Origin of the sequence: Pistricoccus aurantiacus (assembly GCF_007954585.1) — a bacterium.
Classification (GTDB): domain Bacteria; phylum Pseudomonadota; class Gammaproteobacteria; order Pseudomonadales; family Halomonadaceae; genus Pistricoccus; species Pistricoccus aurantiacus.
Window position 1 is genome coordinate 695,515 of the sequence record NZ_CP042382.1, and the last position, 22,786, is coordinate 718,300.

Below are 22,786 nucleotides of genomic sequence, written 5' to 3' on the forward strand. Positions count from 1 at the left end.
TCGATGGCACTCTCATGATCGCCGTGCACTGATTCAGCGAGGCATCTCTACAAGCTAGTAAGAGTGCGGGTTTAGTACCAATCAGTAATCCAAATGCGGTTATTTGACGCTAATTGACGCGGTAGACTCTCGAGCGCATCTCGTTCTGGACCTGCGCCACGTCCATGATTTCCTCGCCCTGCTCCTTCCAGCGCTGCTGTTCCGCCTCACTGGCTTTTGGCGAGAACCAGCCGGTCCAGGCATAGAGGATACCGATCAAGGGCGACGTCCAGCAGGCGAAGGCCAACGGGATATACAAGAGATTTTCAAGATTGCCATCATAGATGCCGAGCCCGAGAGAGGCGACGACCACGGCGCCACCGGCGTTCCAGGGAATCAACGGCGAGACCAAGGTGCCGCCCTCTTCCGTGGCCCGGGATAGGTTGAGCATGGAATACTTCATGCCGCGATAGACCGGCCCGAACATGCGTCCGGTCAGAGCGATGGACAGATAGGGGTCGCCGGCGACCAGGTTGGTGGCGATGGAGCTGCCGATGGCGGAGGTTTGCAGTGCGCCAAAGCTGCGCGCACGCTTGACCACCGCCTCGATGATCGCCCGCATGCAGCCGGTGCTCTCCAGGATACCGCCGAAGGAAAGCGCGATCAGCAGCAGGGTGATGACCCAGGTCATCGACTGGATGCCGCCGCGATTCAACAGACCGTCGATCTCATCGACCCCGGTAGTGATCTCATAGCCGGAGAAGGCATAGGTGAAGATATCCTTGACCGGCGCGTCCTGAAACAGCAGTGCCGTCAGGCCGCCGAGCACCACGCCGGTGAAGAGCACCGGTATGGCGGGCATGCGCATCACCGCGAGTCCGATGACCAGTACCACCGGCAGTATCGTCCACAGGGAAAGCATGAAGTTATCCGACAGCCCGGTATTGATGGCGGTAATACGTGCAAACGATGCCGCCTCGTCTCCCACCAGACCAAAGCCCACCACGGTATAGATCGCCAGGGCGATCAGCATGGCCGGAAGCGTGGTCGGCATCAGGTTGCGGATATGATCGAACAGGTTCACCCCGGTCACCGCCGGCGCCAGGTTGGTGGTATCGGAAAGCGGCGAGACCTTGTCGCCGAAGAACGCACCGGACACCACCGCACCGGCGGTCCAGTAGACGGGAATACCGAAACCGGCGCCGATCCCCATCAGTGCCAGGCCCACGGTACCCAAGGTGCCCCAGGAGGTGCCCAAGGATACCGAAACCACGGAACACAGAATTGCCGCCGCCGCCAGGAATACTTCCGGGCTCAGCACGTCCAAACCGTAATAGATCAGCGTCGGTACGGTACCGCTGGCGATCCATACCCCGGTGATCATGCCCACCAGGATCAGGATGCCCACCGCCGGCAGGCCCACGCTGACCACGTGAAGCATGCCCTCCTGCATGTCTTCCCAGCTACAGTTCAGATAGCGGCCCAGTATCGCAGTGATGGCGATGCCGATCACCAGAGGCACATGGGGGGTGAAGGTATCGAAGATAAATAGCTGTGTTCCCAATATCAGGAACGTCAGCACAATGGGTAACAGCGCCAGAAGCAAGCTGGGCTTGCGGCAGGTCGAAATCATGATGTTTCCCTCGATTGTAATTGTCGCATGAGGTGAAGCAAGAATTGCCCTCAGTTATAGCCGAGGACGACCGTCAAGAATTGAATAATTGCGCCAACTTTATTGCCGGGAAAACCTTGCCTCTCGCGATGAAACGGGGCGGACCATGTCGGACCCGCCCCGTTTCACACTTTGCCCTTCCGCCGTTATTCCGGCAGCGCGTACACCGCGACCTGATCGCCGACCTGATCCTTCATGATCGTATTGCCGCCGGCGACGAAAGCCACGTACTGCCGCCCTTCGTATTCGTAGACCGCCGGGTTCGCCACCGCCGGCGCTTCGGCTTGATCTTCCCAAAGCTCCTCACCGGTTTCGAGGGAGTAGGCGCGCAGCTTGGCATCCATGGTTGAACCAATGAAGATGACGCCACCAGCGGTGACCGCCGGGCCGCCGATGGTGGGCGAGCCCCAGCTTTCCGGCATGAAGAAGCCATATTTCTGTGAAGCCCCCACCGGACGACGCCATTTCACCTCGCCGGTCTGCATATCCAAGGCGACGAGTTCGCCGTAGGGCGGCTTCCAGCAGGGCATGCCCAGCCAGTTCAGCGCCGTCTTGAGTCGTATGCCGTAGGGCGCGCCCTCCTGCGGCGAGAATCCGGTCTTGTTGCCTGATCCGCTATCCGCTTTCTCATAGGCTTCACGGTCATAGAGCTTCACGTACTGCACGATATGCGAGGTATTCACGATGGCCGTCTGGCTTTCAGGGTCGAAGGCCACTCCACCCCACTGCACGCCGCCGGCGCTGTCCGGATAGGCCAGAACCCCTTCGCCCTTGGTGGTAGGCGGGGTATACATGCCCTCGTACCAGAGTTGATCCCAGAGTTTCGAACACTCACCGAAGCTCACCGCGTCCGCCAGCCACCAGACTTCCGGCTTCTCCGCCTGATCCAGCAGCGGCGCCGGCCTGGTGGGGAAAGGTTGTGTCTCGGCATAGACCTCACCCTCCACGGAGCCGTCGCCGCCGGGAACCAGTCGCTCCTCGATGGGCCAGACATCCTCGCCGGTCTCGCGATTGACGACGAACAGGAAGCCCTGCTTCATCGCCTGGATCAGCGCGGGTATTTCCTTGCCGTCAACGGTGATATCCATCAGCGTCGGGGCAGCAGGAGTGTCGTAGTCCCAGAGGTCGTGGTGCACCCACTGACGGGCCCAGACCACCTCACCGGTCTCAATATCAAGCGCGGTGGTCGACGTCGCCAGAGGCGCCTCTTCGGTGCGGTTGCCACCCCAGAAGTTCGGCGAGGGAGACGAGACCGGCAGGTAGACGAGCCTCAGCGCTTCGTCCGCGGACATGTGGGTCCAGACGTTGGCGGTGCCGCTTTTCTCGCGCAGCTCCTCCGGCAGAGCCTCAAAGGACCATTCACGCTCACCGGTGCGGGCATTCAGAGCGAAAACCGTCCCCGGCGGCGCTTGCTCATAGGCCCAGTCCTTGCCCGCCCAGCCCAGAATCAGCCGATCACCGACAACAGCGGGGGGCTGCAGAAGCGACAAGGGCCATTTGTCGTTGGTAGTGTTCCACTGATTGACATCGAGCACGCCGCTGTCGGCGAAATCCGCGCAAGGCTCGCCGGTATCCGCATCCACGGCAAAGAGCCGCGCATCCATGGTGCCCATGTAGATGATCTTCTGACAGGCCTCATCTTCTTTCGGATCATCCGTTTCCCAGTAGGCCACACCGCGATTCTTCAAGGCGGGCTGGGTCAGTGCCTCCAATGCGGACTGGGTATCGAAGCTCCACTTCTCTTCGCCGGTGGCCGGGTCCAGCGCCAGAATGCGATAGAACGGCGTGCCGATATAGAGCGTGTCGTTGGCGAAGACCGGCGTCGCGGACCAGACGGTAGGCGGCAGATCGCCGGAACCGTCGGACACATCCCCGGTATGCACCTCCCAGACCTTTTCCAGATCGCCGACGTTCTCCGCGGTGATCTGATCGAGAGGGCTGTATTTCTGGGCGTTCAACTGGCCGTGGAAGCTGTCCCAGGTCGGCTTCTCGGGGACCAGCGGAAGCGACTTATCCTGCGCCAGCAACGGAGCCGGCAGGAGAAAGAGCAAAAGCGCGGCGGCTTTGGATGTTCGCATGGGGCGGCTCCTCAGGAATGGGCGGGGCGACTGGCGTGGGTGGAGCGGATCATATCGAGGATCAGCCCGATGAGACCGACCGCCATGGCGACACCAAGCCACCACTGATGCAGCAGCAGCCCGGCGACGCCGGTGCCGACGAGTCCTATGAAGATAAGCACGCGCAGGGCATTGCGAGCGCCGCGGCCTTTCACCGCCATCAGCATGAGCGCCAGGATCGCCAGGGCGACGCAGGCGAAAATGACGATCAGCGCGCCGAGTGAGCCGGTCACGCCAGTGAGCGGGACAAAATAGGCATAAAGGGCAACGGCGAATCCGACGAGGGCAGCCAGCAATATCATCATGGCGCCGGTTCTGGACGATAGGGATCGGGACATGAAACGCTTGCCTCCTTGCAAGATGAAAACGATGAGCCCGGCGTACCTTACGGATGCTCGCTTATCTCTTTATGAGACTTGCCTTCTTTCTTTCTAGTCAATCATGCCGGTAGCGGCCAACCGAAACGAACCGCGATCGAGTCTTATTGCCCGCCAAGCTTGCCGATATGCAGGAAGAACGGATCGACCAGATCCTGACGCAGGTTCGCCTCGCCCTTGCGAATTTCCGAGGGCGTATAGCCAAAGGTGTCCTTGAAGTTGCGGGAAAAATGGGCAGTGTCGGCGAAGCCACAGCGTTCACCCACCTCGGTGATGCTCTTCTTGGTGAAGTTGAGGAGCCACAGGCCGTAGCGCAGGCGCAGATCCCGGGCGAACTTCTGCGGGCTGACGCCGAGGCTGTCGCGAAAATGGCGCTCCAGGGCGCGGCGGGAGCAGCCGACCCGCTCGGCGAGTTCGTCAACGTGAATCGTGTCTCCCAGATGCTGTTCGATAAGAGAAATCGCCTTGCGTACCTGTCGGTTGTCGACCTTCCCCAGCACCACCGGATGCGGCTGCGGGTGATTGCCCTGGCGCGCTTCGTCGATCAGCATGATGTGCAGGCTTTTCTTGGCCCAGGCGCGGCCCAGATGACGCTCGATCAGATAGGCGGCGAGATCCGCGGAAGCGATGCCGCCGGCGCAGGTCAGCCGATCACCGTCATCGATGAAGAGCTGATCGGGCACCGGAATGCTCGCCGGGAAGCGTCGTATCAGATCCGCGTGGTGATACCAGCTGATACAGCAGCGCTTGCCCTGCATGAGCCCTGCCTGAATCAGCGCGAACACGCCGGTACATATTCCCACCAGCGGCACCCCGAGGCGTTCTGCTTGCTTGAGATAGTCGATGGTGCGGCTATCCACCATTTCTCTATCCTTGAGCACGCCGGCGATTACCACCAGGTAGTCGAACGCCGACGGATCGCGATAGGGCTCGCAAGGGGCGATGGCGGCGCCGCTGCTCGATAGCGCGCTTTCTCCGTCCACGGTCATGAAGGTCCAGCGACACCGCAGCTGGCGGCTCATGTCGCCTTCGTCTCCCGCCAGTCGCAGGCAATCGACGAAGGCCGCGAAGGGCAACAGCGTGAAGCGCGGCAGCAGCACGAAGCCGATGGACAGGGGATGTCCTCCCGCCTCGGAATCGATAGGAACGCTTGCTTTGAAAGAAGATGGCATCGACACGATAGACGTTTCCGGTTGGCACGGCGCGAACGAGGACTTTTTCGCCTCGTCGCCTCGTCGGCTCGGCTCACTAGGGAGGGATCTTACGGGCGAAGACGGAACTTCGCATTCTTTTGATGCGCGCCAGGCACTTTTTTATAAAAAAAGATGAAACTACTTTCACAAAAAAGCATAAAGAAATTTAATAGTTCAACTTTTAATATTTGGTTATAAACCACAAATCAAAGAATCACGCTGGGTTAACGCTAACTTCGGCTAGCTGCATTCATCTTGTCTTATGATCTATGTTATCGTTTTTACGGAACATTACATTGCTGCCCTTGTTGAAACAAGGCTTCTTCGCTACCTTGAATCTAACCACAAGGGAAGTGGATTGACGCCAGCAGGTAGTAGACTTCTACTTCACCGTTTTTATAAATCAGGTTGCAAGAACGAGTTAGTACCGGCTGTAGCGACAAGTGTTTAATCAAGGAAAGATTTATTACTTGAAAAACCTGACGCCCACGTCGATGGAAATGACAATGGCTTGAAGGAACAAGCCATATTTAACCAGGCAAGGTTAAGCGTTTAAGGGAATAAACCGTCAGGGCCAGGGAAATGGCCGGGTCTCACAGGATCGAGACGCGAAATGGTTTTCAAGTAGCATCCGTGGTTGCCCAAGGGCACCACGGATATTTTTTTGTCTCGTGTTTTTAGCTGACGGCGCTACCCATTGAAAACAGCGTTTTCAAACTCCCTTTCATTAAGCGCTTTATCTTTTTATTTCATTATCAACTTTGTTTAGAAGCACATTTTCTTTTTGTGCTGCTTGCCATGCCAACGCTGTAAGACATCCGGCGTTTTCAGGCAAACATTTGACGCTGAAAAGCATTTTATTCTCTTGCTTCAAGGTTCGCTAATTGGCGATCTGCTTCCTGCTGAAAGCCTCGGCGCGATTTCGCCAGCCGGGTTTGTTCTTCGCGATCCTCGATACTCGACAGGTTGGCATCCACGGACAGCAGTACCGCACTCAACCCCCCATGCAGCAATCGTCCTCCGGCCCGGATATCGCTTTGCAGATAATCCACCGTCAGCGGCAGCGCCTTGATGCTCAAGGCCAAGGCATCGTTGCAGACTTCCGCAATCGCCAGGGGGACGCGGTTGATGCGCGAAACGGCGGCCTGCAAATCGCGATTCGTATCTTCCTCGACCTGCTTGCTCGCCGCCATATACGCCTCGAAGGCCTCGACATCCTCCTGGGCATGCTCGACCAGCGCTTCCAGCAACGCTTCTCCGCGCTCGATCAACGCCTGATGGGGAGCGGTTTCATCGCCTTTTTTCTCCGCCTTCGCCTGGCTAAGCCCCAGCCCCTTGAGCACCAACGCCAGTCCGAGATCCGCCGTGACCGCCGCCACGGCGCCGCAGCCCGGCGTGCCTCGGGTTCGAGTCACCTCGCGAAAGGTCTCGAGCGACATGTCCCAGACGGATTTGACAGGATTCATCGGTGGGAACTCCCGTTAGCAGCGGATGGCATGTCGTCAAGCCGGCTCAACTCGCCTCCGGGCGCGAGCCGATAGCGAGCAAGGTCCTCCGCCAGAAATAGTCGCCCCTGATAGTGGGCGGCAGCCTCTTGGGCGATATCCCTGATGCCGGGTATCGCTCCCTCAAGGAGTTGATAGCGCGGGCTGAAATGGCTCAGCACGAGATTGGGCAGCCCCAGGCGCTGGGCGAATCTTGCCACCCGGGCTGCGGTGCTGTGCTGGTTATCCGTGCCGAGCCGCTCGACCACGGCTTGAGTATAGGTAGCTTCATGGACGAGCACCTGGGCGTCGCGACACAGGGATTCGAGCAGCGCTGGTGTATCGTTGTCCCCGCCGATCACGATCTTTCTGGGTGTCCGCTTCGGCAACAGCACCTCGCTGCTGGTGATACGGGTACCATCTTCCAGCACCACGTCCTCGCCGTGTTGCAGGCGCCCCCAGTCCGGCCCTCGCGGCACGTGCAGCGCCTCCAGGCGGTGAGTATCGAGCTTGGGCGGCAGATTTTTTTCGCTGAATCCATAGGCGTAAGAGAGGACGCTGTGAGAGAGAGCCGCCGCTTCCACAGTGAAATCCGCGGTTTCGAAAGGCATCGCTAGGGACTCGATCGCCAGGAAGCGGAGTTCGTAGGCAAGATGCAGGCCGGTGGCTGCCTGGATCGCTTTCACGAAGGCTTCAAGCGGCCGGGGACCGATCAGAGCAAGCGGTGCCTGACGCCCGGTCATCGACGCGCTGGCCAGCAGCCCCGGCAGACCATAGCAGTGATCGCCATGCAAGTGAGTGATCAGAATGGCGTCCAGTTGGCCAAGCGACAAGGCGGCATGCAACAGCCGATGCTGGGTGCCTTCGCCACAATCCACCAGGCACCAGCGCCGGCTCTTGTCTGACTTGATCGCCGTGGCGCTGACGTTGCGCGACCGGGTGGGCACGCCGGCGGAAGTACCAAGAAAAAGCAGTTCCATCAGGCCTCAAGGCGTCGACGTGGTGGCGCCGCGGCGCTGGTCGGCACCTTTATCCACCATGCTATCCACTACGCCGGGAATCGGCTCGGTAGGTCCGGAGAACTGACCGCGCAAGGCGTCCACCCCGCGCTGAGGGTTGGCCAGGGGCACCAGATCCTGGCGCGCCTTTCGCCGCTCGTCCGTATCGATGCCCATGCGTCGGTCACGTTCGTCGATAAGCTCCGAGCGCGCCTGGCCGAAGCGGTTGAAGGACCAGGCCAGAGAAGGCTCACCCAAGGGCAGCGACGGCTCGCCGCCATGGTCCGGGTTGGTGTCCCAGGTATGCCAGGTCTTGCCGTAGCTGTTCATCTTGCTTTTCATCAGCTCGTGATCCGCCTGATCGGGAAGTCCCGGCGCAACCAGCTGACCGGAGAGAATCTCCCCGTTGTGCGGATGCCAGTACTGCTTCTCCACATTGGGAAGCTGCTCGAACAGCCGCTCGGAAATGATGTATTCGATGCCGTTGAGGTGAGCCTTGGCGGTATTGCCGTCGAACAGGGCGCACTGGGCAAAATCCTCGTTGAGCTGGGTACAGAAATGATGCGCCTCCATCTGATGAGAAGGGTTCTTTTTCATGGGATGGAAACCCACCAGATAAACGTTCATCGGATCCAGGGGCTCGTTGGTCTGCATCATCGCGGCGCCGGCCTCGAGCGCCTGGGTCTTGCCGCTTTCCGCTCGGCCCGGCACGTCGACGCCGGACTGGCGCATTCCCGCGCCGGTACAGCCGGCCAATCCGATGATCAATGCCCCTGTCAGAAGCGTTGCCGCTGAATTCCTTTTCTCGAACATCCGCCAATCTCCTTTGGCTGTGGTGGTGAGCCGCTATTGCGGTGATTCGTTCTGGTGTTTCATCTGCGCCCGGCGCATGGGCATATTGTCGATGGTGCGAAAGATCTCCTGCAGTTCCACATGGCCTTCCAGCTGCATCTTCTTGCCGCCGTCCAGCCCCACGAGCACGACCTGCAAGGGGTCCTGGGCATCGAGTTCCAGCGCCTCGAGCAGTGCCCGGGTCTCGGGGACGGTCATGGGCTTGTCTTCCCGCCAGCCCTCGTCGTCCTCGATACGATAGAGCAGCATCCGACGCTCCTCCAGGGAGGCGCGCTGGCGCTGAATATCCGCAAGCATGCGTTGATAATCCGCATTCTCCGCGGACGGCGTGACGAGAATCAAGGGGCGAAACTTGCCTTGATCGGTGATCAGCGGATTGGCGGCGGGGTTGACGCCGCCCTCCTGAGCGATTCCGGTTCCCATCAGGCCGCCCGTCAGCAGTAGAATGGACCAAAGACGTAACCACATGATCGGCATACTCCCTGGGTAGATGACTACACTATAGGCATTGGCGGGAAAAACAGATACTCATCCAATAACAGGATTCACCCCCATGACCCTCGCCGAATCCGCACCCAAGACCCTGGGATGTCTGCTGCTGGACAACTTCACCCTGATTTCCCTGGCCTCCGCCATCGAGCCCCTGCGCATGGCCAACCGGCTGAGCGGGCGCGAGCTTTACAACTGGTACACCTTGAGCGAGGGTGGCGCGCCCCTGCGGGCCAGCGATGGCCTGCGGATCACCCCGGATGCCGCCCTCGATACCGCCCTGGACCTGGACTGGATCATGGTCTGCGGCGGTATCGGACCGAATTACGGCGGCAGCCGAATACAACGCAAATGGCTGCAGGCCCAGTCCCGGCAGCTGCGCCGGCTGGGGGCGGTATGCACCGGCAGCTGGGCATTGGCGGAAGCGGGCCTGCTGGATGGCTACGAAACCAGTATTCACTGGGGATGCATGGCGGCCATGCAGACCGCCTTTCCCAAGGTCAATCTGACTTCCCACCTGTTCTCCGTGGATCGCGACCGCTTCACCGCCGCCGGCGGCACGGCGCCGCTGGACATGATGCTCAACCTGATTCGCCGGGATCATGGCCGGGAGCTGGCGGCGAGCATTTCCGAGATGTGCATCTACGAACGCATACGCAGCGAGGAGGATCAGCAGCGGGTGCCCCTCAAGCATCTGCTGGGCACCGCCCAGCCCAAGCTGCTGGACTGCGTGGCGATCATGGAAGCCAACCTGGAAGACCCGCTCAGCCTGAACGAACTGGCCGCCTACGTGCAGCTTTCCCGCCGCCAGCTCGAACGGCTGTTCCACAAGCATCTGCAGTGCGCGCCGTCCCGCTACTATTTGAAGCTGCGCCTGTTTCGTGCCCAGCAGCTGCTGCAGCAGACGTCCCTGTCGGTCATCGAGGTGGCTTCCGCCTGCGGCTTCGTTTCCACCCCGCATTTTTCCAAGTGCTATCGGGAGTTTTTCCATCGCCCGCCGCGCAATGAGCGGCGCTTGATGGTCAACGCCTGAATCCCTCGCTCATAACCCGAGCGCCAGACGCAGGCCATCATATACCGCCGCGTGGGCATTGCGGCTGGACACCGCGTCGCCGATGCGAAACAGCTGGAAGCGCCCTTCGGGGTTGGTGCGCTTGCGCTGGGGCGCGATGGCGATGAAGGCCTCGATATCCAGCTCTCCCAGGTTGCTCGATAGCGGCTTGAGCTCGAAGTAGAGCTCATCCAGCGGTGCGGTGCCGTGCTCGACGATGACCCGATCGACGTTCAACGTTTCCAGCACATCACGACAGTAAGGGCTGGTCAAGGTCACTTGAAGCCCGTTCTCGCCGCGCTCGACCCGGGACAGGGTGCGATTGAGCCGCACTTCGACACCACCGCGGTCCAGGGCGGTGAGAAAGGCCGGGAAGTTGGTGCTGCCCACCTCGATGCCGATCATGCGCTCCGGGCTTGCAAACTGCACCCTGGCGCCCTGCTTCGATAGATGTTCCATGGCGGAAAGTCCCGGGTAGCCGCCGTGATCGTCAAAGACCAGCACCCGCTCCCCTGCCCGCACCGGGTCCGCCAGGGCGTCCCAGCTGGACTGCACCAGGGCCTCCCCCGCTTCCAGCTCCGGATGCACCTGAGGCAGACCGCCGGTAGCGACGATCACCACGTCCGGACCCAGGGCCAGCACGTCCTCCGCTTCCGCGTAGGTGTTGAAGCGCATCTCGACGCCTAGCCGCTCGCACTCGCTAACCCGCCATTCGGTGATGCCGAGCATTTCCCGGCGCCGCGCCAGCAGGCTCGCCACGCGAATCTGGCCCCCGGCCTGGTCGTTGGCTTCCAGCAGCGTGACCCGGTGACCGCGCTCCGCGCTGGCCCGGGCCGCCTCGAGTCCCGCCGGGCCGGCACCGATCACCACGACATGCTTGGGTCCGTCCACATCCCGGGCGATCACCTGGGGCAGGGTCTGCTCGCGGCCGGTGGCCGGGTTATGGATGCAGTAGGCGGCGCCGTTCTCGTAGATGCCGTCGATGCAGTAGCCGGCCCCCACGCAGGGGCGGATGCGCTCCTCCTCCCCGGCCTCGATCAGCTTGGTGATATTGGGCTCCGCCATGTGGGCGCGCACCATGCCCACCAGGTCCAGCAGGCCTTCCCGCAGTGCATAGCGGGCGGTGGCCACGTCGTTGATGCGCGCAGCGTGCAGGATCGGCAACTGCGTCGCCCGGCGCACTTCCCCGGCAAAGGCGAGATGCGGTGCGGCCGGCGCGCCCATGTTGGGAATCACCTCGGCGAGGCCCGCGTCGGAGTCGATATGACCGCGAATCACGCTGAAGAAGTCCAGGGTACCGCTCTGCTGCAGCAGCCGGCAGATTTCCAGGCCTTCCTCCTTGTGCATTCCGTGGGGCAGCAGTTCATCCACCGTCAGGCGCAGGCCGATGATGAAATCCGGCCCTACCGCGGCGCGGATTCTGTCGAGGATCATGAGCGGAAAGCGCAGTCGCCCCTGTAGATCGCCGCCCCATTCGTCCTCCCGGCGGTTGGTCCAGGGCGACAGGAAGCCGTCGAACATGTGGCCGTAGGCGTTGATCTCGATACCGTCGAGACCGGCGGCCTGACAGCGCGCCGCGCCATCCGCATAGGCCTTGGCGATGCGGTCGAAGTCGTGATCCTCCATGGCCTTGGGGAAGGCGCGATGGGCCGGCTCTCTTACGGCGGAAGGGGCCACCACGCTGAGCCAGTCCCCGGTGTTGTAGCGGGTGCGCCGGCCCAGGTGGGTAATCTGGCACATCACCGCGCAGTCGTGCTGATGCACGCCGTCGGCGAGTTCCGAAAGCCAGGGGACGATCTCGTCCTTGTAGAGCAGCAGATTGCCGAAGGCCGGCGGGCTGTCCGGGGCCACCACGGCGCTGCCGCCGATCATGGTCATGGCCATGCCGCCCCGGGCCTTGGCTTCATGGTAGAGGCGATAGCGTGCCTTGGGCATGCCGTCCTCGGAATAGGACGGCTCGTGAGAGGCGCTGACGATACGGTTCTTCAGCTGCAGCTTGCCCAGGGCGAAGGGCTGCAGGAGGGGATCGCGGGAAGCATTCATTGGAAATCTCCAGGCGAGAATGTCAGGGCAGGACTATTGCGGTTTGGAACCGATACGTCGCTAGGAAGCCGATAGGCCGGCCCGAAAGGAGGTCTTTTGCCGTGGCCGGAAAAAGCTCCCTGCTATTCCGGTATTCCCGCCATCCATGGCGGTCAGATAGCAAAAGTAGCGCCCAGGGAGGGGTTCACAGCGCCTCCGACTCGGGCCGGCCTACCGGCGTCACGACAACGGCATTCTTGAGCTAGCCCTGGGCCAACTTGAGCGCCGGCATCTCTTCCTCCAGATGGCTCAGCATCCGCTCGCTGTACCAGTCGACGAAGTCGATCACGCCGAACTCGAAGGACTGGGAATAAGGTCCGGGCTGATAGGCCAGAGAGTCGATGCCCCGCTGGTTGTCCTCGGTGATGCGTCGGTCTTGGAGATTGGTGGCATCCCATACCTTGCGCATCTCCACCGGGTCGTAGTCCACCCCTTCCACCGCGTCCTTGTGCACCAGCCACTTGCTGGTCACCAGGGTTTGCCGGGGGCCAAGAGGCAGAATGCGGAAGGTCACCGCATGGTCGCCCATGACGTGGTTCCAGGAATTGGGCAGGTGCAGGATACGCAGCGCCCCCATGCGCGGGTCGCGCAGATTTCCCATCAGCCGCTTGCAGGCGGGCTGACCGTCCAGGGTCATGGAATTGGTACCCTTCTTGAGCGGCGTGCGGGTCAGGCGATTCCGCCGTCCAAAATACTTGAGCTGCCAGGCAGCGCCCTGGGCGTCCCAGCGGGCGGTGGCCTCGGCGACCTGCGCCGCGTACTCCGGCGTGGCTCGTGGGTCTTCCGTATTGTCGAACTCCAGCAGGGAATTCATCAGTTCCGGGTGAGAGCCGTTGCAGTGGTAGCACTCCCGGTTGTTCTCCACCACCAGCTTCCAGTTGGCTTCTTCGACGATATGCGACTCCGCCGCCACCTTGACGTTGTCCATGCCGTGAGGCGCCAGATAGGTCTCGAGATCGGTCAGGAACGCCTCGAACAGCGGATCGTTGACCGGCTGCTCCGTCAGGTTGATGAAAATGAATCCTCCGGCACTCTTTACCTGGATCGGCTTCAGGCCGTAAGCGGCCATGTCGAAATCGTCGTTCATGACGTTGCCGGCGAACAGCAGGCGGCCGTCCAGTTCGTAGGTCCACTGGTGATAGGGGCAGACCAGCTTGGCCACCTTGCCCTTCTCCGCCAGGCACACCCGGGAGCCGCGGTGACGGCAGACGTTATGGAAACCATGAATCACGCCCTTGTCGCCGCGCACCAGCACCACCGGATTGTTGGCGACCTGCAGGGTCATGAAGTTGCCCTTGCCGGGTATCTCGCAGTCGTGACCGGCGAACAGCCACTCCTTGGCGAAGATTTCCTGCATGTCCAGGGCGTATAGCCGCTCGTCGGTATAAAGCGGCTGCGGCAGGGAAAATCCCGGGGTACGGTCGTTCAACAGCGCTGCCGCGGTCTGGCGGATAGCGGCTTGCTGATCATGGGCGGGAAAGGAAGGGATCAGGTTCATGGCGTGACTCCTCGAACAGGCATCTTGTTATTGCTGGGGTATGAAAGCCGTAGCCTTTGCGCCGAGTGTGGAGTAGCCGGAAAACGTCGAACTATCTGTAAGCGACATGCCATGATCTACCCACGACATCAGTAGCGCTGACGCTATCCGGCGGTTATTCCAGATACGTCGATGTCGTAATTGGGCAAGTTGCTCGAGCTCGTGCCGCACAAACTGGCATCAATGCATGAAAAGCGCCCGGCTGGCGCGGCGGAGACGACAAATGACGATGCAATTCCTCAACCCCGTGACCACCCAGACCTGGACCAACGGACGCCACCTGGTGCGCTGCGTGAAGGTGATCCAGGAAACCGCGGATGTGAAGACTTTCTGCTTCATGGCGGAGCAGCCGGTGATGTTCTTCTTCAAGCCGGGGCAGTTCGTCACCCTGGAGCTGGAGCTCGAAGGCCAGGCGGTGATGCGCTCCTATACCATCTCGAGCTCGCCGTCGGTGCCCTACAGCTTCTCGATCAGTGTCAAGCGGCTGCCCGGCGGCTGGGTGTCCAACTGGCTTCACGACAATATAAAAGCCGGTAGTGAACTGCCGGTGCATGGTCCGGTGGGCGACTTCAACATTATCGATCATGCGGCGGACAAGCTGCTGTTCCTTTCCGGCGGCGTGGGTATCACGCCCCTGATGTCGATGACCCGCTGGCTTTTCGACACCAATGCCAATGTGGACCTGGAATTCGTTCACAGCGCCCGGGCGCCGCGGGATGTGGTCTTTCATCGGGAGCTGGTGCATATCTTCTCGAGGATTCCCGAGTTCAAGCTGCACGTGGTGTGCGAGAACAAGGACGATATCGGCGAGACCTGGGCCGGCTATCGCGGCTTTCTGACCCAGCCGATGCTCGAACTGATGGCTCCGGACTACCTCGAGCGGGAAATTTTCTGCTGCGGCCCGGCGCCCTACATGAACGCGGTCAAGGCCATCCTGCGCGCCAACCATTTCGACATGGCGCACTATCACGAGGAATCCTTCGCCGCCACGCCGGTGGAAGTGCGCGAGGACGTCAGGGAGCTGGCCGAGCAGGCGGAGGCGGCGGAGGAAGCCCTCGACCAGACGCAGTTGGTCAGCGTCGAGTTCGCCCAGTCGGACAGGCGTATTCACGTGCAGCCCGGGGAAACGGTACACGCCGCCGCCGCCAAGCTCGGCCTGCATATCCCCAAGGCCTGCGGCATGGGCATCTGCGGCACCTGCCGGGTGGGGCTGAAGTCCGGCCGGGTGGAAATGGATCACAACGGCGGCATCACCGAGGAGGATATTGCCGAAGGTTATATTCTTTCCTGCTGCAGCAGACCCGTCGGCCCGGTGGTGGTGGACTTTTAAACGCCCAGCGTCATAAAAAAGCTCATGAAAAAACGCCGAAGGTGAATGCCCTCGGCGTTTTTCGTTTGACTACCGCACCCCTGACGGACAGGCGCTATACCGGTGCTTTCTGGAAGGCTACTCGCTTGGTCACCAATGAGACACCTACATAGCAGACCGAAGACACCGCGCAGCCGGTCAGCGGCCCGACCAGCCAGCCCACGTCGGCGAACAGCATCATATAGCCGCTGGTGAAGAAGCCGACCAGCATGGCCACCAGCGCCCCCCAGGCGGAACCCTGCCAGAAGGTGGAGATGAATACCGGTCCGATAAAGCTCGCCAGCAGCGTGCCGGTGCCCAGGATACCCAACCAGGAAAGCATGAAGGGCGGCGCGTAGAGCATCATCAACAGCGCCGCCACCCCAAGGATGACCACCGCGAAGCGGTTGATCCACAGCACCAGGTTCTGGCTCTTGAAGACATTGCGAAACAGCGCCAGGCGCAAGTCGTGGGAGGTCGCCGAGGCCACGGTGTGCAGCAGCGAGTTGGCAGTGGACTTCATGGCGAACAGGATGAACAGGGTGATCAGGCCTTCAAGGGCCGGCGGCATGAACTGTTCCAGATAGACCGGCATGGCGTTGTCCGGATCCGCCAGATCCGGCACCTGGGCCTTGACATAGAGACCGACTACCGGCACCAGACTGAGCAGCGCACCGAAGATCGCCACATAAATCCCCATCTTGTGCAGCTTGACGTCAGGCTTGAAGGCCAGGAAGCGCACCGCCATGAAGGGCAGCACCGCGGCGAACAGAAAAGCGTAAGGCAGCACCAGGAAGACCATTGCCGGGCTATCGCCATAGTGGGCGCCGGTGGTGGGATTCAGCAGTTCCGGGTCCATGGCGTTGAGAGTGCTTTCCCATTCTCCCAGATCGATACTGGTCAAAATCTGCACGATGATCATGACCGCCGCCAGACACATGCCGACGACCATGACCGTATCCGTCCAAGCCACCGCCGCTAGACCACCCAGCATGGTATAGATGATGATGACGCCGATCATCAACAGGGCACTGCTGGTCAAGTCGATATCCAGCCAGTTGGCGCCCAGCAGCGCCACCGCCTTGATCTGACTGGTCAGGAATACCAGCAGCAGGATGATGGTGATCAACGCCGCCAGGCCCTGTACCGCGCGGCCCAGGGCGCCACCGCCGTGAATCTGGGCGACATATTCCGGAATGGTGTTGCTGCCCATGTCCACGGCCTTGGCCTGCAGAAAGCTCGCGAAATACAGCACCGCGATCATCATCGCCGGGGCGAAGAAGAAATTGCCCAGTATCTCGATGGCACCGAACTGGTAGGTGGCACCGGGCGAGCCCACGAAACCCCAGCCGCTGAAGCCGGTGGCGACGATGGTGCCGGCGCCGACAAAGGCCCCCAGAGAGCGCCCCGCCAGCAGGAAGCCGCCCTCGTCGTCCTTCTTCATCATCTTTGATGACAGGTAGCCCAGGTAGATCATCAGGGCGAAAGTGATGAACAAGAGCCCCCAGTTGAAAATCTGATAACCGTCCATAATGCTTACCTCCCCTGTTGTTCTTGTCGCTGTAGGCGTCGCTTTTGCTTGAGTTCACGGCGCACGTAGGCGGCGCCGGAATGCACCAGCATGTAGATTGTCAACACCAGGAAGGTGGCTAATACCCAGGAATCCATCTTTTCGTCCTCTTGTTATTGAATTGGCAGTGGAAAGAATGCAGCAGATTGTCGAAAACCAGACCGCTTTGGCGTTATGTCGCGCCTTGCCTATGCTTGACATGCGGCATAGCCAATTGGCGCTATCTATTCATCAAGGTATTTTAAGCTCTCGATGCCAGCCAATTAGAAGGACAAATGCAGGCATCATCGTCACCAATATGAGGCCATTGTGAAAAATATTCCGACCGAGCTGTTGAGAACCTTTGTCACCATTAAAGACCTTGGGGGGTTCACTAGCGCCGGCATACTACTAGGTCGGTCACAACCAGCCATTAGCCTGCAAATAAAAAAATTAGAAGACATATTAGATACAAAGCTGTTGCTTAGGGGCCCCCAGCTGACGTTAACCGCAGACGGAGAAAACGTTTACCAATCTGCAAAAAAAATATTGGAATTAAATGACTCGTTGATAACGAAGTTGACCGGGGAAAACATCACGGGAAAAGTTCGCCTCGGCATTCCTAGCGATCTCGAACTAGCTTTTTTACCCAAAGCGCTTAAAAGCTTTGCAACAATCTATCCTAATATTTCTGTAGAAGTCGACTGCGAAATAAGCAAAGTAATACGGCAAAGGTATCAACAACATTTTTACGACATCATATTGATCATGGAGCCTGTGGACCAAGAGGATACGAGAGACAGGAGAGACTACCGCATCGAACAGCTAGAATGGGTTATGGCACCTGACTATCTGCCTTCTGAAAAGGAGAATATTTCCTTGATAGCTTATCCACAGGGTTGTGTCTATCGCAGCATAACCGAAAACCTGCTGGCTACACACAAAATTCCATATAAGACCGCTTATACTAGCACTAGCTTACTGGGGCTTTTATCGGCTGTGGAAGCAGGCCTTGGCATCACAGTAATGGCACGCTCCATGGTCCCAAGTAGAGTAAGATCTTCATCCAGGACATTCATTCTCCCGCAACTCGGCACTGTTTGTATCGGGTTATACTATAAGCAGCTTGAAATAAGCACCGCTGCTCAAAGAGTCGTGGATTTTCTGCGTTCAGGCATAGCAAACCTGGAAAAAATTGAATCATGAAAATGCCTGCTATCGAACTGTTTGTTAAATAACAGGCTATCCAAAAGTCACTCCGCGACCACAAATTCACTTGTGCCAATTACAGAAACCAGCAAAACCAATATTAAAGGGGATAGCGATATCAAAAGAGGTGGCAACGACAACAATGATATCGATGAGCTTACCAGTTCGGCCATTGATTCGCTCCGCAAACAGAGAATGAGTCGCGTGCCGATAATCGCCTATCAAGAGCGAGAAGCTGCCGTGTCTAGCTTGAGCAGCCGCCCGCTTCTTTTCAGGGCGTTATCGACACTCGTGCGTATATCAACAAGTATGACGAAATCGATAGGTGCGCAAAGTGATAACCGTCACTGGGCGCCCAGTCGACTCGACTCCCTTGCGACCGTAGTTGTCTGAACCTCGCCGTTTGTATCGAAACTTATCTTCACGTTTGGATCCGGATCATTCACGGCCTTCTCCAATTGCTTGATCGCCCTATCTCTTTTCAAAAGCCGTCTTATCATGTTTGCTATCATGAGCATGATGACAACGGAGAAGGGAAACGCGCCGATGATGGTTCCGGTCTGGACCGTATCCACGACAGCGCTACCGCCCAGCGTCAATAATATCGTCGCAACCGCGGCAATACTGGCGACCAAAACCACCCTGAACCAGGCTCCCGCCTTTTTCGGCGACGACACGAAGTCCGCCAAGGCATAGGTACCAGCGTCCAGCGATGTGACATAGTAGGTCGCGACCAATACGGTAGCTACTACCAGGAGGAGGCTACCGACAATCGGTATCATCTCAAGCGTTGCGAACAGACCACTGGCGACATCTGCGTTTACCGCTGCCGAGACGCCGCGTTCTGTCTTATCATCGTAAAAGATGGCAGCAGAGCCCAACACTCCAATCCACACCATGACGATCAGTGAAGGAACAATAGTCACTCCGATCACGAATTCGCGAAGCGTGCGTCCGCGAGAAATACGAGCGATAAAACCCGCCACGAAGGGTGAGAAGGCAATGACCCAACACCAGATGAAAACGGTCCACCAGCCATTCCAGCTATCCTGCCAGGATGTCAGAGGTTCGGAGGTACTTGGCGCATCCGTCCAGAAACTCATGTTGATAAAGTTTGTAAAGTAAGAGCCGAAGGTCTGGGTGATATTGGAAACAATAAACAGGGTAGGTCCGAATACGAAGACGGCGACAACCAGCACGACACTCAAGATCGAATTCGTTTCACTGATCATCCGCATACCCTTGCTGATACCGAAGAAAGCGGAGATGGCGGTAAGGGTCCCCAAGCCGACAATGACGATCAACCAGACGATAGGCGTTGAAGCCAGGCCAGTAAAGGAGGTAAGCCCTGAACTGAACTGCATCGCCGCAAACCCAAAGGATGTGGACAAGCCGAGTATCGTCGCCATGATCGCCAGTAATTCGACGACTACGCCGGCACCACCCTGCGCCCATCGCGGCAGAATATCCACGGTCGCCTCACGAAAGGTCAAGGTCTTGCCCAGGTTGTGATGCGAGTAGGCAAGACAGACTGCTACCACACAATACATGGCCCAGGCGGTGAATCCCCAGTGAAAGTAGGCCCAGACAATGCCGCCACCAGCGACATTACCTTCCATCGCCTGAAAGACGGGACTTTCGTCGCGGAGCATGATCGGCTCGGCAACAGACCAGAAAATGAGTCCGATGCCTTGCCCACAGGCAAAAAGCATCGAATACCAGGCAAAATTGCCGAATTCCTTTTCCGCACTGGGACCTCCCAGTCGCACTCTGCCAGCGGTCTTGCTGAATACAAGCCAGGCACATACCGCCACGGCAAAAAGCGAATACAGGATGAACATCCAGGTAAAGCCACCCGTGACGAAGGTTCGCAAGTCAAAGATGACTGCGGCTACACCGTCGGGGTTGAGCAGCACTACCGCGATGAGGGCAATGATGGCTACTGGCGGTACGAACTGGATGACTAACCTGCCGATAGGTGGCAGATCCTGGCCTGTGAAGCGAGGAATCTCAACAGGTTGGGGAGATGCAGAGTCCTCCCCCGGCTTGGCGTGTTTCATCTTATTTTCTGACATTTCATACTACCTCTCTATTATAGTTTCTGCGTTACTCAGGACGGTGCTTCTAGTAGCCTCCGAGTTATTCACCATGAGGTATACAATCGGGAAGATTATTTTTATTCAGTATCAATAACTTTGTTAAACGATCGTTGTGGAATAAAAGCCTATCAAGGGTACGGCCATTTCCAGTCAGCTTATTGAATACACAACGCCATTAGTAATGCATTACTTAGCCTGACAACTGACTATGCCGTTAGCCTTTGAATATTAAACAATGTTACCGACATCGTCGTGTTGACACGCTTATATTTCCTAACCAACAAACCGACGGATATTCAAGGTATTATGCCACTCTTGCAGCGACCAATAAAAAAAACAAATGGCCGCATTGCACATCGTTATTCGGCTGCTCGAAGCGTATGGATTCATCAACCTCGACAAGCACGAAAACCAATCAATTCAGGTGCTTTACTATACCTGCAATACACTCATCAAGGATAAGTTTCCCTTTTTCCTCGGTCGCTTTTACCGGCGAAGACAAGGTTCCAGAGGGTGCAACCCAAGAAGGATCGGGAGGAAAGACATCATAAGGAGGAAAACTTGCCGGCTCGACATCAACGGCTTTGGACATATCCACCAGTTCCGGATGAATGCTCAGCATGATAGAGGTTTCGAGAACGCCCCCATGTTCAACCGCCCAGCCGGTGAAGCCATCGGGAAATACTTTTGCAACTGTTTCCTCGCTGATGAAATCCCAATAGGATAATAAATATATCTTTACACTTATGTTATGTGCGTCGCAATGCTTGACCAACTTGTCGGCAGCCTCACACAAATAGACAGAATTCTCGAAATGCCCGTTAATCAGAATAAATTCACGGTTACCGTGATTCACGTAGGCTTGCAAGACATCAAAAACGTAATGCTCCAAAGCGCTACCGGACACACAGGTTGTTCCTGGAAAGAAATTGCCGCCGCCTGATTTGACTTGTGACTTGTATCCATAGCTGATGGCTGGAGCTACCAGCATACTGTCGGCTTTTTCTGCAACCTTTTCGGCAATATAACTTGGGATCAGCACATCGGGGTTGAGCGACATATGAGGACCATGCTGCTCAATCGCACCTACTGGAAGGATAATCTTGCACTTTCCTCCTTCAGTAAGCTCCTTGTAGGAAACCCAGTCCATATTCTCGATCTTGATATTTTTCATCTCAGCCATCCTCAGCACTAATTACTACTAGTTATTCTTGATAATTATTACTCGACCTGTTGCAGCTATTTAATGTATTCAAGTTTTAGATCGACAATTATCATTGCTAAAGAATAAGGGGGAGCTAAGCTCCCCCTTATTGATTAACTTACTTGATGATATTGTGCTCGGGTCCATACGGGAAGCCGGTGATATTCTCGGTCTTGTCCTCGTGAATCACCAGGATGTCGTGCTCGCGGTAGCCGCCGGCGCCGGGCTGGCCTTCCGGAATCATGATCATCGGCTCCATGGAGACCACCATGTTGGGCTCCAGCACGGTGTCGATGTCCTCGCGCAGCTCGAGGCCCGCCTCGCGACCGTAGTAGTGGCTCAGGGTCCCGAAGGAGTGGCCGTAGCCGAAGGTGCGGTACTTGAGCAGATCGTACTTGGCAAAGATCTCATTGAGCTCGTGGGCGATGTCGCAGCAGCGCACGCCGGGCTTGATCAGCTCGATGCCGCGCTCGTGCACCTCGCAGTTGACCTTCCATAGCCGCAGATGCTCGTCGGAGGCATGCTCGCAGAACAGGGTGCGCTCGAGGGCCGTGTAGTAGCCGGAGATCATCGGGAAGGTATTGAGGCTCAGGATATCGCCGGGCTGCACCTTGCGGCTGGTCACCGGGTTGTGGGCGCCGTCGGTGTTGATGCCGGACTGGAACCACACCCAGGTATCCATCAGTTCGCTGTGGGGGAAGCGCTTGGCGATTTCTCGCACCATGGCCTGGGTGCCGGCCAGAGCCACCTCGTATTCCGGCACGCCGGCCTTGATGGCGTCGCGTATCGCCTCGCCGCCCACGTCCGCTACCTGAGCGCCGTTGCGGATCAGGTCGATCTCTTCGTTGGACTTGATCATGCGCATCTTCATGGTGGGCATGCCGATATCCGTGAACTCCACGTTGCCCAGCGCGTCCTTCATCTTCTGCTGGTTCTGCAGGGTCAGGTGATCGTATTCCACGCCAACGCGCTTCTTGCCTTCGCAGAGCTGCTTGATGGCCTTGAAGAAGTTGTCCTTCTGCCAGTCGGTATAGACGATATTATCGCCCAGGCGGGTGCGACGATAGGGCTGGCCGCCGTCGATGTTGGCGGTCACGGTGGTGAAGCTGTCCTGGGTGATCACCAGGCCGTAGTCACGACCGAACTTGCAGTAGACGAAATCGCTGAAGTAGTTGATGTTGTGATAAGACGTGAAGACCACAGCGTCGACATTGTTTTCCCCCATGTACTGGCGCAGCTTTTCCAGTCGACGGCGCATTTCCGCGTCGGAAAAGGTCGGGGTAACTTTTTCGCCGTTGGGAATTTCGATAAGAGATGGCAGTTCCATATTCTACTCCTTGAGTCATTGTTGTCGGGCCGCTTTCAGCATCGAATGCATGCCCGCGCGATCGAGGTTTTCTTGACCCATTCGACCCTTCGCCGCCGTGCATCCGAACCATCGCTGTCGTTTGACTATCGTCATTGGGTAGGAATAAAACAAATAACTAGTCCAAATGCTCCCATTGGCTAACGCAATGTCAAGCGCTACCCCTACATTGCGATAGCC

Annotated in this window: 18 protein-coding genes; 3 read left to right on the forward strand and 15 right to left on the reverse strand. The window is 58.2% G+C overall.

The features are described from left to right. Positions 1-109: 109 nt before the first annotated feature. The 8 genes from nhaC to FGL86_RS03325 form a co-directional block, all read right to left on the reverse strand. Entirely contained in the window at positions 110-1,612 is a 1,503-nt protein-coding gene (gene nhaC, locus FGL86_RS03290) for a Na+/H+ antiporter NhaC (protein WP_147183259.1), read from the reverse strand. Positions 1,613-1,797: 185 nt separating this feature from the next. Continuing rightward, positions 1,798-3,729 (reverse strand): pyrroloquinoline quinone-dependent dehydrogenase, encoded by a 1,932-nt coding sequence (locus FGL86_RS03295; RefSeq protein WP_147183260.1) that lies wholly within the window; start codon positions 3,727-3,729, stop codon positions 1,798-1,800. Positions 3,730-3,740: 11 nt separating this feature from the next. Beyond that, positions 3,741-4,106, reverse strand: coding sequence for a hypothetical protein (locus FGL86_RS03300; RefSeq protein ID WP_147183261.1), 366 nt, complete (start codon positions 4,104-4,106; stop codon positions 3,741-3,743). Between the two features lie 143 nt (positions 4,107-4,249). Continuing rightward, complete coding sequence (locus FGL86_RS03305; RefSeq protein ID WP_147183262.1) at positions 4,250-5,317, reverse strand: GlxA family transcriptional regulator; 1,068 nt, start codon at positions 5,315-5,317, stop codon at positions 4,250-4,252. Between the two features lie 878 nt (positions 5,318-6,195). Continuing rightward, a complete protein-coding gene (locus FGL86_RS03310) occupies positions 6,196-6,804 on the reverse strand; it encodes a cyclodeaminase/cyclohydrolase family protein (protein WP_147183263.1) in 609 nt (202 codons plus the stop codon). Then, on the reverse strand, positions 6,801-7,802 hold the full coding sequence (locus tag FGL86_RS03315) for an MBL fold metallo-hydrolase (RefSeq protein WP_147183264.1): 1,002 nt from the start codon (positions 7,800-7,802) through the stop codon (positions 6,801-6,803). Before FGL86_RS03315 ends, FGL86_RS03310 begins: the two co-directional genes overlap by 4 nt. A 6-nt stretch (positions 7,803-7,808) precedes the next feature. Continuing rightward, complete coding sequence (locus FGL86_RS03320; protein WP_147183265.1) at positions 7,809-8,633, reverse strand: OBAP family protein; 825 nt, start codon at positions 8,631-8,633, stop codon at positions 7,809-7,811. Between the two features lie 33 nt (positions 8,634-8,666). Then, positions 8,667-9,140: a DUF4174 domain-containing protein gene (locus tag FGL86_RS03325; protein ID WP_147183266.1), complete on the reverse strand. Its 474-nt coding sequence runs from the start codon at positions 9,138-9,140 to the stop codon at positions 8,667-8,669. 85 nt (positions 9,141-9,225) lie between these two features. Between FGL86_RS03325 and gbdR the strand changes: the two genes are divergently transcribed. Continuing rightward, entirely contained in the window at positions 9,226-10,194 is a 969-nt protein-coding gene (gene gbdR, locus FGL86_RS03330) for a choline metabolism transcriptional regulator GbdR (protein ID WP_147183267.1), read from the forward strand. 9 nt (positions 10,195-10,203) lie between these two features. On the opposite strand, the gene FGL86_RS03335 is transcribed toward gbdR, so the two are convergent. Beyond that, positions 10,204-12,255, reverse strand: coding sequence for an FAD-dependent oxidoreductase (locus FGL86_RS03335; protein ID WP_147183268.1), 2,052 nt, complete (start codon positions 12,253-12,255; stop codon positions 10,204-10,206). 241 nt (positions 12,256-12,496) lie between these two features. Continuing rightward, entirely contained in the window at positions 12,497-13,792 is a 1,296-nt protein-coding gene (locus FGL86_RS03340) for an aromatic ring-hydroxylating oxygenase subunit alpha (protein WP_147183269.1), read from the reverse strand. A 262-nt stretch (positions 13,793-14,054) separates the two neighbouring features. Here FGL86_RS03340 and FGL86_RS03345 point away from each other — a divergent pair, with 262 nt between their 5' ends. Further along, positions 14,055-15,161 carry an FAD-binding oxidoreductase gene (locus tag FGL86_RS03345; protein ID WP_147183270.1) on the forward strand — a complete coding sequence of 369 codons (1,107 nt, stop codon included), beginning with the start codon at positions 14,055-14,057 and terminating at the stop codon, positions 15,159-15,161. Positions 15,162-15,255: 94 nt separating this feature from the next. On the opposite strand, the gene FGL86_RS03350 is transcribed toward FGL86_RS03345, so the two are convergent. Both FGL86_RS03350 and FGL86_RS18250 read right to left on the reverse strand, forming a co-directional pair. After that, positions 15,256-16,710: a sodium:solute symporter family protein gene (locus FGL86_RS03350; RefSeq protein WP_147183271.1), complete on the reverse strand. Its 1,455-nt coding sequence runs from the start codon at positions 16,708-16,710 to the stop codon at positions 15,256-15,258. A gap of 5 nt (positions 16,711-16,715) precedes the next feature. Continuing rightward, on the reverse strand, positions 16,716-16,847 hold the full coding sequence (locus FGL86_RS18250) for a hypothetical protein (protein ID WP_281288530.1): 132 nt from the start codon (positions 16,845-16,847) through the stop codon (positions 16,716-16,718). A 211-nt stretch (positions 16,848-17,058) separates the two neighbouring features. On the opposite strand from FGL86_RS18250, the gene FGL86_RS03355 reads away from it, so the two are divergent. Continuing rightward, on the forward strand, positions 17,059-17,934 hold the full coding sequence (locus tag FGL86_RS03355) for a LysR family transcriptional regulator (RefSeq protein WP_147183272.1): 876 nt from the start codon (positions 17,059-17,061) through the stop codon (positions 17,932-17,934). A gap of 347 nt (positions 17,935-18,281) precedes the next feature. Here FGL86_RS03355 and FGL86_RS03360 read toward each other — a convergent pair whose 3' ends face one another. The 3 genes from FGL86_RS03360 to FGL86_RS03370 all read right to left on the reverse strand — a co-directional run bounded on the left by FGL86_RS03360 (position 18,282) and on the right by FGL86_RS03370 (position 22,567). Continuing rightward, a complete protein-coding gene (locus FGL86_RS03360) occupies positions 18,282-19,997 on the reverse strand; it encodes a BCCT family transporter (protein ID WP_147183273.1) in 1,716 nt (571 codons plus the stop codon). A gap of 454 nt (positions 19,998-20,451) precedes the next feature. Further along, on the reverse strand, positions 20,452-21,210 hold the full coding sequence (locus tag FGL86_RS03365) for a creatininase (protein ID WP_246131720.1): 759 nt from the start codon (positions 21,208-21,210) through the stop codon (positions 20,452-20,454). A 148-nt stretch (positions 21,211-21,358) separates the two neighbouring features. Beyond that, positions 21,359-22,567 (reverse strand): M24 family metallopeptidase, encoded by a 1,209-nt coding sequence (locus tag FGL86_RS03370; RefSeq protein ID WP_147183274.1) that lies wholly within the window; start codon positions 22,565-22,567, stop codon positions 21,359-21,361. Positions 22,568-22,786: the final 219 nt, after the last annotated feature.